Below are 13,654 nucleotides of genomic sequence, written 5' to 3'. Positions count from 1 at the left end.
CCGGGCGCGGGCGGTCGGGCTGTCACGTCGGCGGCGCGATCGTCTCCAGCATCGCTTCGGCTTGCTCCAGCAGGCCGAACGCTTCCGTCAGCTCGGTCGAGGTCGTGTCGCTGGAATGATTGCCGGAGGCGAGCCAGGCGTTCATGAAGGTAGCCTGTGACGCGATGAGCGATTTCAGCGATCCTTCCAAAGCCGCTTGCCGGTTTTCGATCATGTCGGTCGAGCGTTTCTCCAGCGCCTCGAACTGCGCGGTTCCGCTCTGCAAGGTGTTCATCAACGTCTCGACGTAACCCAGCAATTCGCGCTCCAGCGGCGACAGGGTCTCGGTCATCGGTGGTCTGGTCGTTCCGGTCATCGGTCAATCTCCCTGGACGATCTTCAGGCATGGGGTTTTGCCGGTCCCGGCCTGACAGGTGATCAGCTGAAGGCGGTTGACGTCCCAGGTCAGGACTTTGCCGTTGCCGGTCTGGTTGATCTGCAAGCCCATCTGCCAAAGGCTGGCGTTCTGGGCGCGGTCGATCATCAGTCCCGCCCAGAACCAGCTCGCGGTGAAACTCAACAGGCCGATCAGCAGTGCCACCGCGCCCATGGTCAGGAAGAACGGCTGCACCATCGACCGAAGCCGGTTCACGTCCGCCTCGGTCGTCGCCAGTGCCTCGCTCAAGTGCTGGCGGTTCGCGTCCGTGAAGCTGCGGATATCGGTCTCGATTGTAGCTTGCGCGCGCTTCAAGGCTTCGCTCCAATCGGTCTCGAAGCTCGTCGAGGGCGATGGCATCGAGCCGGCTTCCGGAGCGGCTGGGCTCGCCAGCCGATCTTTCAAGCGCTCGCTCAAGGGTATTCTCTCGGGTCCAGTCTTCACGGAACAGGTCTCCTTTCAAACGCCAGCGCTCGCCCGTCTCCGGATCGCGCACGGTGATGTAATTTTTGCCGGCGCGCGGCAGATCGAAACCCGCCGCCGTCAAGGCTTCGGTCATGCTCGGGCGGTCATGGATTTCGCCGGTCTCGATGCGCTGGACGATCCAGTCATGGATCAGCTCGCGGGCATCGCCGCGCCTGACGCTCTCGATGAGGCTGACCGTCTCGCGAGAGCGCTCGGGCGTCATCGGATCGCTCCAGCCGTGTTCCTTGTTCAGAACGTCGCGCAAGGTGTCGTAGTGCTTCTGGTAGCCGGGCGGCGCGATGTTGAGACTGCGTCCGCTCACAAGCTCCATGCGCGGCGTTACGAAATGCAGCTCGACGCGGCGCTCATGGGTGTGGCGGACCCAAAGCATATCGCGCTGGTCGGATTCGAGGCCGGCAAAGGCAAGGCTCTCGAAGGCGTCCATCACCTGCCGTTGCTGGGCAGGGTTCGGCGCGTCTTCCGCCGTGAAGGCGATGACGCCGGCGCGATAGGTCCACTTGTGCGGACAAGCGTCGATCAGCGCGCGCATGCGGTCTGCGTCGCCGCGCAGAACCTCCGGCAGAGGCTCGCGGGCAAACAGCATGACGTCGCGCTCGACCAGGTAGTCAACCGGTCCCGATCCGCCGCCCTGGCCGTTTCGGAAAAACTTGATCAGCACGGCGCGCCATCCTTGGCCGTGAACTGCTCAAGCGTTTCCGATAACGCCCGCTCGATGGCGACCAGGCGCGCGGCAGCCGTGATTGCGTCGATGGCGGACACCTGGCCCTGAACCTGGGCCGCGTTCAGCCATCGCGCAATCTGGTTGAGGTTGCCGCCGATCCGCGCGACGGCGCGCATCAGCTCCGGGTCCACCTTGGGAACCGGACGGCGGCGGCGCGCCTCGGTGAGGCCGAGCGCTTCCCGCATCAGCGTGGCGAAGGGCAGACCGGCCCGCGCCGCGCGTGCGGTCAGCGCCTACTTTTCCGATGCCGTGCAGCGGAAAACCACGACGGCATTGAGGTCGCCTTTGGGTGGTCGCCGTGTGCTCTTGGTGGGGTTTGAAGGGGAGGCTTGCATCCCCTCACAAGGCTCCCTGTCGGACGGCTCGCCGTATGACAGGGGTCGCCTTGCTCCCTTCAAATCGCCAGCCGTCATGACGCCCTCCGAAGGTCGGTTTGTCGGGCAGTCTCATCGGCGATGTGGTCACGGCGGCGGCTGGCCCTTGGATGCGCGTCTCCAAGTGGAGTGGCGGGCGGCGTTTCTGCTTGAGGGGAAACGGCAAAACCAGCGCACAAGGCTGCGCTGGCGAAATAAAATGGAATGGCTGGGTGGTTCAGGCGGCGAAAAGGATCTTGAGCTTGGCCTCGTCGCGCAGACCGCGCCGGTACAAGTCGATCATCGTGGTCGCCAGGATTCGGGCTTCCACACCATTCTTGCAGTAACCGAACCGCTTTACCGAGCCATCGAAGATGCCCTGAAGCATGTTCAATTCGTGCGGCATCAAAACGCCTTCTTTTGTCGAAAAGTCCATGAGCATTGGTACACCCCGCTTGCTCCGTCGGACGTCCCGATTTCGGTGGCAGACATCATTCTGCTTCATGTTCCAAAATGAGACATTCCCACATGTGTTGCTGTGTGATTGCATACAAGATGGACAACTCTTACACGAACGTCGCGCAGATTTGGAGAGTGTCCTTGGTAAATTATTATGAACGTTAGGTTTTGTGCCAAAGTGGCACGAATTAACGCTTTCGAAAGACCTTCTTTCTGCCATCATCCTATGGGTACGCGAGAAATGACCGTGTTCCATTTTTCAGGCCTGATATGAAGTCGTCGTTCATCCTTTCAATGCTCTTTTTGCAGCTTGCGTTCCCGGCAATCGCGCAGGAACTTGCACCTCACTCTGCCAAGCCGTCCGGGCCACCTCTTGCTGCTTCAGTCACGGCAGGGTTTCCCAGGCTTTTGGAGCCGAAGTTGAGATTGAATTTCCCCACACCCTCTGTCAGGCCGCGCGTGGCGCTGACGTTCGATGCCTGCATGGGGCAGGTGGATCAGCGTATACTGTCGCTTCTGGTGGAGCAGCGCATTCCAGCAACGATTTTCGTCACTGCCCGTTGGCTGAAGCGGAATTCACAGACTGTGGCGGTGTTTCAGGCGCACCCGGATCTTTTTCAGATTGAGAACCACGGCGAAAATCACATTCCGGCCATCGATGTACCGGTTTCCGTCTACGGCATCGCTTCGGCAGGGTCTCCCGAGGCGGTGCGGCGGGAAGTCGCCAATGGGGCGGCTGCGGTTCAGGCGGCGGGCTTTGCGCCGCCGCGATGGTTCAGAGGATCAACTGCGAAATACGATGACAGTGCAATCCGGCAGATTCGCAGCATGGGCTACAAGATCGCCGGCTATTCTGTGAACGGGGATGGAGGCTCGCTTCTGGGCGCCAGCATGACGGAAAAGCGCCTTTCCGCAGCCAAGGATGGAGATGTCATCATTGCCCATATCAACCAACCTACCCATGAGGCAGGTTCAGGTGTGGTGAGGGGAATTATCGCCTTGCAGAAGCGCGGTGTGCAATTTGTTCGTCTGGAGGATGCTCAGGAAGCGGCCAATGCGGCCACGCCGAACAATTGATGCTTTGCTTTCAGGCGCGCCTCAGCAATCGGAAGAATGGCGCTTCCGTGCGTTCATCTGTTTGAGGCATCGGTTCGGTGCGCAAGTCAGCTGGCGCTTTTCCGGTATGCCTGACGTGCCAGCATGGACTGGTCCAGCCGACGATAGAAATCATCTGCGTGGGATTTGCGGATGTGCGTTTGAAGCTCGGCAAGTTCCCGCTCGGCGGTGTGTTTGCGCAATTCGTCCAGATCCTGAACGGCGACGCCATCTGCCTGCATCAGCAAGGCAATGAGCGGATCGCTCGTCAATTCCTGGAAGGTCATCTCCTGTTCCATAATGGTGTCCTCCAATCACATTTGGCACCATGACCGCAGATTGCGACAAAAATTGTGTCGGCTGCGCATTTCCTGGATTTTGTTCTCGCGGCACTTTTCCCCAATGTTCCAAAGCGGGGTTTGTCTACATCCTCTTTTTTTACTCGCCAGACCTTGTTTGAGATCAGCGGCTTCACTCTGTGTTCATCTGTTGAGGCTATTGTGGAGAAGCTGTGGAAAAGGTTTCGGCGCGGCGTTGGGGTTGCTCTTTCGTACGCAGATGTTCTCTGTTGTGTGAAGGGTGCTAAAACAAGGAGTGGCGTAGCGCCGAAGGCAACTGCAGCGAGAGCTTGCAGTGCTTTGGATGGTTAATATTAACTATTTTCAGCTTTGCTGGAACGTATCGGTTCAGTTGCCGTTGTTGCCGGCAGAGTGACTTGGGAGGGCGCATGATGATGAAGTTTCTGCACACTCTTATTCAAGAGGCCGACATCGTTTCAACTGATGACGATGTTTACGCTACCGGCACTTATGCGGATGGTCTTTTCTATCTGACACGTCAGGGTGTGGATGCTGAGCGCTGCGAGCGCAAGCGCCTATCCTATGGCCGGGATTTTCGTGCCGCTGCCCACCTGTTGGAGCACCCGACTGTTCTCGGATGACGCTTCTGTGCGCCTGCGTGCTATCTCTGCCTATTTGCTTGTATAATAGCAGCCGCGCACTATAACCTGTTGCATCAGTGAATGCGGCAGGGGACAGTGAATGTTTCGGCAGACCGGGCTGGCCGGAAGCGACATCGAGCAGCTATTTAACTCATCACCCAATCCATATCTGATCGTTGATGCAGAATTGACGATTGTGGGGATGAATGGCGCTTATCTCGCTGCCACAATGCAATCGCGCGATGCTATCTTGGGGCGCAATCTGTTTGTCGCCTTTCCAAGCGATCCGCAAAGCGAGAGCGGGCGCATGTTGCGCCAGTCCTTTGCAAAGGTCTTGAAGACCGGGCAGGTGGACCATCTTGCCCTCATTCCCTATCCCATCGCCTCGCCGGACGGCTCCATGGCGGAGCGCTATTGGAGTGCCACCCACACGCCGCTGCTCGATGAGCATGGCAAGGTTAGGCTGATCCTTCAGCACACCGTGGATGTGACCGAACTGCACCTGTTGCGTCAGTCGAATTGGCAATCGGCCTTCGATGTGCATACGGAAGTCATGCGCCGCGCGGATGCTGTATCGGGCGAGAACCTGGCTCTGGGAGAAGAACGGGAACATCTTCGCAGCCTGTTTGAGCAGGCACCTGGCTTCATGGCTGTTTTGCGCGGGCCCAGTCACGTCTTTGAAATCGCCAATGATGCCTATGTTTCCCTTGTCGATCGCAAGGACCTGATCGGCAAGTCAGTGCGTGAGGCGCTGCCCGATATCGAGGGGCAGGGGTTCTACGAGCTTCTGGACGAGGTCTATGCCACCGGCAATATCTACAGCGCCGTCAGCGAACGTGTCTTCCTCGAGCGAGGCGGCGAGAAGGATGAGCTGTTCATAGATTTCATCTTCCAGCCCTTGCGGGATCATCGCGGAACGATCACCGGCATCTTCGTGCAGGGGCATGAGGTGACGGAGACGAAGCGTGCCCAGGAAGCCGCACGCGAGAGCGAGGAGCGGTTCCGCACGCTGGCAGAGGCCATTCCCAACCATGTCTGGACGGCAACTCCAGAAGGCAAGATGGACTGGTGTAACTTCCAGATGCAACGGTACATGGGGATCCAGAACCCGCAAGCCCGCGAGAATCTGGTGGCCGATGCTCTTCACGCGGAAGATCTCGTCAAGGTTCGCTCCCTCTGGGAGGAATCGCTTGGCAGCGGCAAGCCGTTCCAGTCCGAACTGCGCCTGAAGAGCGCCGATGGCAGCTATCGCTGGTATATTTCTCGTGCAGTGCCGATCCATAATGCCGAGGGTGGCGTTGTGCGCTGGGTGGGCACCAATACCGATATTGAGGATCAGAAAAAGACCGAAAGCAGGCTTGAAAATCTCGCCACCACGCTGGAAAGCCGAGTGGAAGAGCGGACGGCAGAACTGTTGAAGACCCAGGAAGTGCTCCGTCAGAGCCAGAAGATGGAAGCCATCGGCAATCTGGCTGGCGGCATTGCGCATGATTTCAACAATCTGCTGCAGGTCATCACCGGCAATCTTCAACTGCTGCATCGGGATTTTGCCGGGCAGGAGCAGGTTGAGCGGCGCATGAACAATGCGCTTGCTGCGGCTTCACGCGGAGCACGCCTTGCCTCGCAACTCCTGTCCTTCGGCAGAAGGCAGCCGTTGGCGCCCAAAGTGATTAATCTCGGCCGTCTTGTGCGCGAAATGGATCACCTTATTCGCCGCAGCCTGGGGGAAGCGATCGAGATTGACACCATTGTCGGTGGCGGTTTGTGGAACACGCTGGTCGATCCATCCAATGTGGAGAATGCGCTTCTCAATCTCGCAATCAATGCCCGTGACGCCATGGATGGGCGAGGCCGCCTGACCATCGAGCTCGGCAATGCCTATCTCGATGATCGATATGCACAAAATGCTTTCGATGTGGAGGCGGGGCAATATGTGATGCTGGCCGTCAGCGATACAGGCTGCGGCATGCCGCCGGATGTTCTGGCGCGCGCCTTCGATCCGTTCTTCACTACCAAGCCGGAAGGCAAGGGCACGGGTCTTGGCCTGTCTATGGTTTACGGCTTCGTGAAACAGTCCGGCGGTCACATCAATATCTATAGCGAGCAGGGCAACGGCACCACGGTCAGGATCTATCTGCCGCGCTCCGTGCAGGCGGAGGATGTTCTGGCGGAAGATACTGCGGGCGAGATTACCGGCGGAAGCGAGACGGTTCTGGTGGTTGAAGATGACGACGCGGTGCGCGATGTTACCGTCGCCATGCTTGCAGACCTTGGCTACAATGTTCTCAAGGCACGCGATGCCGATGCAGGGCTTGCCATTATCGAAAGCGGCGTACCGATCGATCTTCTGTTCACCGACGTGGTGATGCCGGGCAAGCTGAAAAGCAGTGAGCTTGCGCGCAAGGCGAAAGAACGCAGGCCCGAACTCGAAGTGCTGTTCACTTCCGGCTACACGGAAAACTCCATCGTCCATGGTGGGCGTCTTGATCCAGGCGTCAATCTGCTCAGCAAGCCCTATGCGCGTGAGACGCTGGCCCGCAAGATCAGGATGCTGCTGGACAAGGCGAGGGAGCGTGCAGCGCAAACAGAGGTCACGGCTGCCACCAATGTCGGCTCCAGCGCCGGGCAGAAGCTGCCCGCCTCCATTCGCGTGCTTCTGTGCGAAGATGAAGCGCTGATCCGGATTTCCACGGCGGATTATCTTCAGGATTTCGGCATGGTTGTCGTGGAAGCGGGAACCGGGCGCGAGGCCATGGAAGCCATTGACGGTGCGGCGATTGATATTCTTGTCACGGATGTCCACCTGCCTGATATGAATGGTCTCGACCTCATCCATCGGCTTCGGGAGGATCATCCCAGCCTGCCGGTGATTTTTGCCACCGGCGATCTGCATGTGCCGGGTTCGGAAGCGCTCGATCAATCCAGCCTCGTCACCAAGCCATATGATTACGATGAACTTGCAAAGCGTATTCGTGAAATGGTGCGAGGAAGACGGTAGATCCTAACCAGCTGTTGATGATTTTGGTAGGCGCGTTGGCGCATCTGGTAGTCTTTCATATTTCCTGCTTAGCTCCCTGGCAGATGGCCGGGGGGTATCATGCGCAAGATCGCACTTATTGTTTCCGGGATGGTTGTGCTTGGTTCACTGCCATCCTGCTATTCCCTATCGAAGGAAGAATGCATTGCCGCCAATTGGCGGGTGATTGGCGACACAGATGGTGCTGCGGGCCGCGATCCGCAGAGCCGCTTTGCCGAGCATGTGAAATCCTGCGAGCGGGTCAAAATCGTGCCGGACCAGACAACCTGGTATCAAGGCTTTCAGGAGGGCGTTAAGCGCTATTGCACGCCGCTCAGTGGTGCGCAGCACGGGGAAGCGGGCGACACCTACAACAATGTCTGCCCACCGCAAGCAGCCACCGGCTTCTTGCAGGGCTATGCGCTGGGCAAGCGGGTCTATGAGGTTCGCCAGCGCAAGGATTCCGTCGACTCCAGCATCCGCGCTCGCGAAGCGGAAATAGATCAGGCCTATTTCTCTTTGAAAACGGCCAAGGATGATGAGCGTCGTAACCTGCAACGGCGTATCGACGACAACGACTTCGAAATTCGCCGTCTGCGGCGCGAATCCGATGATCTGCGGTATGAGCTGGCCGATGCGGAAGCGGAACTGGCCGACTTCCGCATGAGCCCTATGGCGGTTGCGAGACCTGCCCGATGACAGGCAAGGCCTCAGGCTGAATTGGAGCCTGAGGCATGACTTCGCTGCGGGATTAGAGAGTAGCGCCGTTTTCAGAAATCACCTTGGTCAGGCTTCCTGTCGCGGGGAAGAGCGGGATGAGGCAGGCCTGCATAGCGTGATAGATATCCCCCTTGCCGGGGAAGAGCGTGTTCGATGGTTGAAGGTCCTCGGTCGTCTCCTCGAACCAGCCACCGTTTTCGCGGTCAATGAAGTGGGCCGCAATCGTGGACCAGATCTGGCGATAGCTCTTTTCATGGAAGTCGCCCGGCACATGGGCATTGAGAAAATGCGCCGCACCAGCTGCCTCGCACATGGGCCACCAGAGCTTGAAACGCTTGTCCGGCCTGTCCTGCCAATCCAGCGTATAAAAGAAGCCGCCTTTCTCGGTGTCCCAGCCGAGTGTCATCGAGCGCTCGAAAAGGGCGGTAGCGGCTTGTGGCATCCAGCTGTGCTGCTTGCCGCCCAGCGCGAAGAGTTGCAGAAGCAATCGCGCCCATTCCAGCCAATGGCCAGGCGTGGTGCCGGCCGGGCGGAACATTTCATTGGGGTGGTAGTAGTTACGATCCACGCCCCAGTTCTCGTCGAAATGCTCGGCAACACGGAAGCCTTCCTCACGTGCGCGGCGATTTATCAGAAGGTCTGCGATACTCTCCGCCCGGCTCAGATAGTGCCGGTCCCCGGTCACTTCGAAGGCCGCCATCAGGCTTTCGGTGAGGTGCATATTGGAGTTCTGGCCACGATAGCCGGGCACTGCCTGCCAGTCCTGCGAGAACTCTTCCGCAATCGCGCCATGCTGTTCCTCCCAGAAATGCCTGTCCAGAACCTCGGTGATATCGGCCAGCATGGCATCGGCAAGGGGATGGCCCACCACCTTGGCCGATGAGGCCGCCAGCAAGACAAAGGCATGGCCATAGCCCTGCTTGGAGGCATCCGCCGCGCCCTCGTCATTGGCCTGCCAGAAATAGCCGCCATGGCGGGTGTCACGATGCTGGTTCCAAAGATAGCGCATTCCGTGGTCCACCACGTCGGCAGCGCCCGCGCGGCCCAGGAGATCCGCAATGGCAAAGCAATGCACCATGCGGGCGCTGGCATGAATGCCGCGAGGCGCATTGTTTCTGTCCAGCGGCTCGCCTTTCGGATCCAGTTCGAAAAAGCCGCCTTTGGGATTGATGGCGCGATACTGGAAGAAATCCATCAAACCTTCAGCCTGCGCAAGCAGCCAGCGCCGATGATAAGGGCGATCTGCCCACAGAGGTGGATTGCTGCCAGTTGCGGTCATTATGGGTCTCCTGTCGTCTTCAACCTGAAACGGAATGTATTTGTTATTGGTTCGCAGGTTAGAAGTCCGAGGGCAAGAGCTTGATAAGTCGCAAGCGATTCAATTGACATAAAGATATCTTTATGTGATTAAACGTTGTGGTTCGCGGTGAATGTGAGGAGATGCCAGTGTTCGACCATCTGTTTGGCCCCGAGGGCGCAAATCGTAATGGTAGCGAGATTTTCGAAGTGCTGGCAAAGGCTGCACGCGAACGCATCCTCATTCTTGATGGTGCCATGGGCACGCAAATCCAGGGGCTGGGTTTCCAGGAAGAGCATTTTCGCGGTGATCGTTTCCTGAACTGCGCCTGCCACCAGCAGGGCAATAACGACCTTTTGATCCTCACGCAGCCGCAGGCCATTGAAGATATCCATTACCGCTACGCCATGGCTGGTGCGGATATTATTGAAACCAACACCTTCTCCTCAACCCGCATCGCCCAGGCCGATTACGAGATGGAAGGTGCCGTTTACGACCTGAACAAGGAAGGTGCGCAGGTTGTGCGCCGCGCTATCGAGCGTGCGCAGCGGGAGGATGGAAAGCGCCGCTTCGTGGCGGGTGCCATCGGGCCCACCAACCGCACGGCCTCCATTTCGCCGGATGTAAACAATCCCGGCTATCGCGCCGTCAGCTTCGATGATTTGCGGCTTGCCTATGCGGAACAGATCGACGGTCTGATCGATGGTGGTGCCGATATCATCCTGATCGAAACGATTTTCGATACGCTGAATGCCAAGGCGGCGATCTTCGCCTGCGAGGAGCGTTTTGCAGAGAAAGGCATTCGCCTGCCGGTTATGATTTCCGGCACGATTACCGATCTTTCCGGTCGCACGCTGTCAGGTCAGACGCCAACCGCGTTCTGGAACTCCGTGCGCCATGCCAATCCCTTCACCATCGGCTTCAACTGTGCGCTCGGTGCCGATGCCATGCGTCCGCATTTGCAGGAGGTTTCCGCCATCGCGGATACCTTCGTCTGCGCCTATCCCAATGCCGGTCTGCCTAACGAATTCGGTCAATACGATCAGTCACCGGAAGACATGGCGCGCCAGGTGCGCCAGTTCGCCAAGGAAGGCCTGGTCAACGTGGTTGGCGGCTGCTGCGGCTCGACGCCTGAGCATATCCGCGCAATCGCTGAAACCGTGAAGGACTTTGCGCCGCGTCAGGTGCCGGAGCATCGCCCCTTCATGTCTCTTTCCGGTCTTGAGCCCTTCGAGCTGACAAAGGACATTCCTTTCGTCAACGTCGGCGAACGCACGAACGTCACGGGCTCTGCGAAGTTCCGCAAGCTGATCACGGCTGCCGATTACACATCCGCTCTGGCCGTTGCACGCGATCAGGTGGAAAACGGCGCGCAGATTATCGACATCAACATGGACGAGGGCCTGATCGATTCCGGCCGCGCCATGGTTGAGTTTCTGAACCTCATCGCTGCCGAACCGGATATTGCCCGTGTTCCGGTGATGATCGACAGTTCCAAGTTCGAGATCATCGAAGCTGGCTTGAAGTGCGTTCAGGGCAAGGCCATCGTGAATTCCATCTCGCTGAAGGAAGGCGAGGAGAAGTTTATTGAGCAGGGCCAGTTGATCCGTCGTTTCGGTGCGGCGGTCGTCGTCATGGCCTTCGATGAACAGGGGCAGGCGGATACCTATGAGCGCAAGGTGGAGATCTGCCGCCGCGCCTACAAGATCCTGACCGAGCAGGTCGGCTTCTCACCGGAAGATATCATTTTCGACCCGAACGTCTTTGCCGTGGCAACGGGCATTGAGGAGCACAACAATTACGGTGTGGACTTTATCGAAGCCACACGCACGATCCGGCAGGAAATGCCGCTGGTGCACATTTCCGGTGGCGTCTCCAACCTTTCCTTCTCCTTCCGCGGCAATGAGCCGGTCCGTGAAGCCATGCATGCTGTCTTCCTCTACCATGCCATCCAGGTCGGCATGGATATGGGCATCGTGAATGCGGGCCAGCTGGCGATTTACGAAAACATTGATCCCGAGCTGCGCGACGCGTGCGAAGATGTGGTTCTGAACCGCCGTCCGGATGCGACTGAACGTCTTCTGGAGATTGCTGAGCGGTTCCGGGGCGCTGGTGCGCGCGAAGCCAAGGCGCAGGATCTTTCCTGGCGCGAATGGAGCGTTGAGAAGCGGCTCGAACACGCGCTCGTCAACGGCATTACCGATTACATCGAGGCCGATACCGAGGAGGCGCGCTTGCAGGCAGATCGCCCGCTGCACGTTATCGAAGGGCCTCTGATGGCAGGCATGAACGTGGTGGGCGACCTCTTCGGCTCCGGCAAGATGTTCCTGCCGCAGGTGGTGAAATCCGCGCGTGTGATGAAGCAGGCCGTTGCTGTTCTTCTGCCTTATATGGAAGAGGAGAAGCGGCAGAACGGCGGCGATCAGCGTCAGGCGGCTGGCAAGGTGTTGATGGCGACCGTCAAGGGCGACGTGCACGATATTGGCAAGAACATTGTTGGCGTCGTTCTGGCCTGTAACAATTACGAGATCATTGATCTCGGCGTGATGGTTCCCGCGACGAAGATTCTGGAAACCGCCATTGCCGAGAAGGTTGATGTGATCGGGCTTTCCGGCCTCATCACGCCGTCTCTGGACGAGATGGTGCATGTGGCGGCTGAAATGCAAAGACAGGGTTTCGAGGTGCCGCTGCTCATCGGTGGGGCAACGACAAGCCGTGTGCATACGGCTGTGAAGATCCATCCGCAGTATCAAAGCGGGCAGGCGGTCTATGTCACCGATGCCAGCCGTGCCGTTGGTGTTGTCTCCAATCTTCTGTCGGAAACGGCTCGGAAGGATTACATCGAAGGTATTCGTGCCGAATACGCCAAGGTTGCGGCGGCGCATGCACGGGCAGAGGCAGAGAAGGTTCGTCTGCCGCTGGCGCGCGCCCGCGCAAATGCACAGAAGGTGGATTGGTCGCTCTATGAGCCGACGCGGCCGAGCTTCTTTGGCACCAAGATCTTCGAAGATTATTCCCTTGAGGAACTGGTGCCCTACATCGACTGGACGCCCTTCTTCCAGACCTGGGAATTGAAGGGGCGCTACCCGGCTATCCTCGATGATGAGAAGCAGGGCGAGGCGGCGCGCCAGCTCTATAGCGATGCGCAGGCAATGCTTGCCAAGATTGTTGAAGAGAAGTGGTTCCGTCCGCGCGCGGTCATCGGCTTCTGGCCCGCCAATGCCGTCGGTGACGATATCCGCGTTTTTGCCAAGGAAGATCGTAGCGAAGATCTGGCAACCTTCTACACCCTGCGTCAGCAGCTCTCCAAACGCGATGGTCGCCCCAATGTTGCGCTATCGGATTTTGTCGCGCCGATGGAAAGCGGAAAGCTGGATTATGTCGGCGGCTTCGTGGTCACGGCGGGCATTGAAGAGGTGGCAATTGCCGAACGCTTCGAGCGTGCCAATGACGATTACTCGTCGATCCTGGTCAAGGCATTGGCCGACCGCTTCGCCGAAGCCTTTGCGGAGCGCATGCATGAGGAAGTGCGCCGCAATTATTGGGGCTATGCCAAGAACGAGAACTTCTCCAACGACGAGCTGATACACGAAAACTATGCCGGTATTCGCCCGGCCCCTGGCTATCCTGCCCAGCCGGATCACACCGAGAAGCGCACGCTTTTCGACATACTGGATGCCGAGAAGGCGACCGGCGTGACGCTGACCGAGAGCTATGCGATGTGGCCGGGATCTTCCGTTTCCGGTCTCTATATCGGGCACCCGGACAGTTATTACTTTGGCGTAGCCAAGGTGGAGCGCGATCAGGTGGAAGATTACGCGCGGCGCAAGGGCATGGATATTGCCGAGGTGGAGCGTTGGCTTGGACCCGTGCTGAACTACGTACCGGGCGGTACTCCGGAAACGGAAGAGGCGGCCTGAGCCGCCTCCAGAGGTCAGTCCTTTTTTATCCCTTCACATCGCAACTGATATGATCCTGCCTCGTATCTGCGACGATTTCCTGCCTGCATGTCCATATGACGTGGGCAGGAGCCGTTTGCTTTATGAGGTTTGCACATCAAACAACCGGCGCGACGGTTTTTGGGACGCTTACGTTTATGATGCATGGCATTTCTCCGTTTTCCGGCGCGGCCTCTCGCCGCCCGGCCATCTT

At 58.4% G+C, this 13,654-nt stretch carries 12 protein-coding genes; 7 read left to right on the top strand and 5 right to left on the bottom strand.

Annotated features, from left to right (window positions below; all coding sequences use genetic code 11):
• Nucleotides 1-22: 22 nt before the first annotated feature.
• Entirely contained in the window at nucleotides 23-355 is a 333-nt protein-coding gene (locus tag ACFSE1_RS16260; RefSeq protein ID WP_377403542.1) for a hypothetical protein, read from the bottom strand.
• Between the two features lie 3 nt (nucleotides 356-358).
• Nucleotides 359-859 (bottom strand): hypothetical protein, encoded by a 501-nt coding sequence (locus tag ACFSE1_RS16255; protein ID WP_377403539.1) that lies wholly within the window; start codon nucleotides 857-859, stop codon nucleotides 359-361.
• A 127-nt stretch (nucleotides 860-986) separates the two neighbouring features.
• Here ACFSE1_RS16255 and ACFSE1_RS16250 point away from each other — a divergent pair, with 127 nt between their 5' ends.
• On the top strand, nucleotides 987-1,670 hold the full coding sequence (locus ACFSE1_RS16250) for a hypothetical protein (protein ID WP_377403762.1): 684 nt from the start codon (nucleotides 987-989) through the stop codon (nucleotides 1,668-1,670).
• Here ACFSE1_RS16250 and mobC read toward each other — a convergent pair.
• Nucleotides 1,553-1,852 carry a plasmid mobilization relaxosome protein MobC gene (gene mobC, locus ACFSE1_RS16245; protein WP_465269781.1) on the bottom strand — a complete coding sequence of 100 codons (300 nt, stop codon included), beginning with the start codon at nucleotides 1,850-1,852 and terminating at the stop codon, nucleotides 1,553-1,555. The two genes, ACFSE1_RS16250 and mobC, sit on opposite strands and share 118 nt — an antisense overlap.
• Nucleotides 1,853-2,102: 250 nt before the next feature.
• On the opposite strand from mobC, the gene ACFSE1_RS16240 reads away from it, so the two are divergent.
• On the top strand, nucleotides 2,103-2,492 hold the full coding sequence (locus tag ACFSE1_RS16240) for a hypothetical protein (protein ID WP_377403533.1): 390 nt from the start codon (nucleotides 2,103-2,105) through the stop codon (nucleotides 2,490-2,492).
• A 212-nt stretch (nucleotides 2,493-2,704) separates the two neighbouring features.
• Complete coding sequence (locus ACFSE1_RS16235) at nucleotides 2,705-3,511, top strand: polysaccharide deacetylase family protein (RefSeq protein WP_377403530.1); 807 nt, start codon at nucleotides 2,705-2,707, stop codon at nucleotides 3,509-3,511.
• An 86-nt stretch (nucleotides 3,512-3,597) separates the two neighbouring features.
• Here the strand turns inward: ACFSE1_RS16235 and ACFSE1_RS16230 are convergent, their stop codons facing one another.
• On the bottom strand, nucleotides 3,598-3,828 hold the full coding sequence (locus tag ACFSE1_RS16230; RefSeq protein ID WP_377403527.1) for a hypothetical protein: 231 nt from the start codon (nucleotides 3,826-3,828) through the stop codon (nucleotides 3,598-3,600).
• A gap of 428 nt (nucleotides 3,829-4,256) precedes the next feature.
• On the opposite strand from ACFSE1_RS16230, the gene ACFSE1_RS16225 reads away from it, so the two are divergent.
• The 3 genes from ACFSE1_RS16225 to ACFSE1_RS16215 all read left to right on the top strand — a co-directional run bounded on the left by ACFSE1_RS16225 (nucleotide 4,257) and on the right by ACFSE1_RS16215 (nucleotide 8,184).
• Entirely contained in the window at nucleotides 4,257-4,469 is a 213-nt protein-coding gene (locus tag ACFSE1_RS16225) for a hypothetical protein (protein WP_377403524.1), read from the top strand.
• Between the two features lie 100 nt (nucleotides 4,470-4,569).
• A complete protein-coding gene (locus tag ACFSE1_RS16220; RefSeq protein ID WP_377403521.1) occupies nucleotides 4,570-7,467 on the top strand; it encodes a hybrid sensor histidine kinase/response regulator in 2,898 nt (965 codons plus the stop codon).
• 99 nt (nucleotides 7,468-7,566) lie between these two features.
• Nucleotides 7,567-8,184 (top strand): DUF2799 domain-containing protein, encoded by a 618-nt coding sequence (locus tag ACFSE1_RS16215; protein ID WP_377403518.1) that lies wholly within the window; start codon nucleotides 7,567-7,569, stop codon nucleotides 8,182-8,184.
• Between the two features lie 52 nt (nucleotides 8,185-8,236).
• Here ACFSE1_RS16215 and ACFSE1_RS16210 read toward each other — a convergent pair whose 3' ends face one another.
• The gene (locus ACFSE1_RS16210; RefSeq protein WP_377403515.1) at nucleotides 8,237-9,484 is read right to left on the bottom strand and encodes an AGE family epimerase/isomerase; all 1,248 of its coding nucleotides are present in this window, start codon (nucleotides 9,482-9,484) and stop codon (nucleotides 8,237-8,239) included.
• A 167-nt stretch (nucleotides 9,485-9,651) separates the two neighbouring features.
• On the opposite strand from ACFSE1_RS16210, the gene metH reads away from it, so the two are divergent.
• Entirely contained in the window at nucleotides 9,652-13,422 is a 3,771-nt protein-coding gene (gene metH / locus ACFSE1_RS16205) for a methionine synthase (protein ID WP_377403512.1), read from the top strand.
• The last annotated feature ends 232 nt before the right edge of the window (nucleotides 13,423-13,654 follow it).

The organism is Affinirhizobium helianthi, from assembly GCF_042680945.1.
Taxonomy (GTDB): Bacteria; Pseudomonadota; Alphaproteobacteria; order Rhizobiales; family Rhizobiaceae; genus Neorhizobium; species Neorhizobium helianthi.
This window is presented reverse-complemented; position numbering and strand designations above follow the sequence as displayed.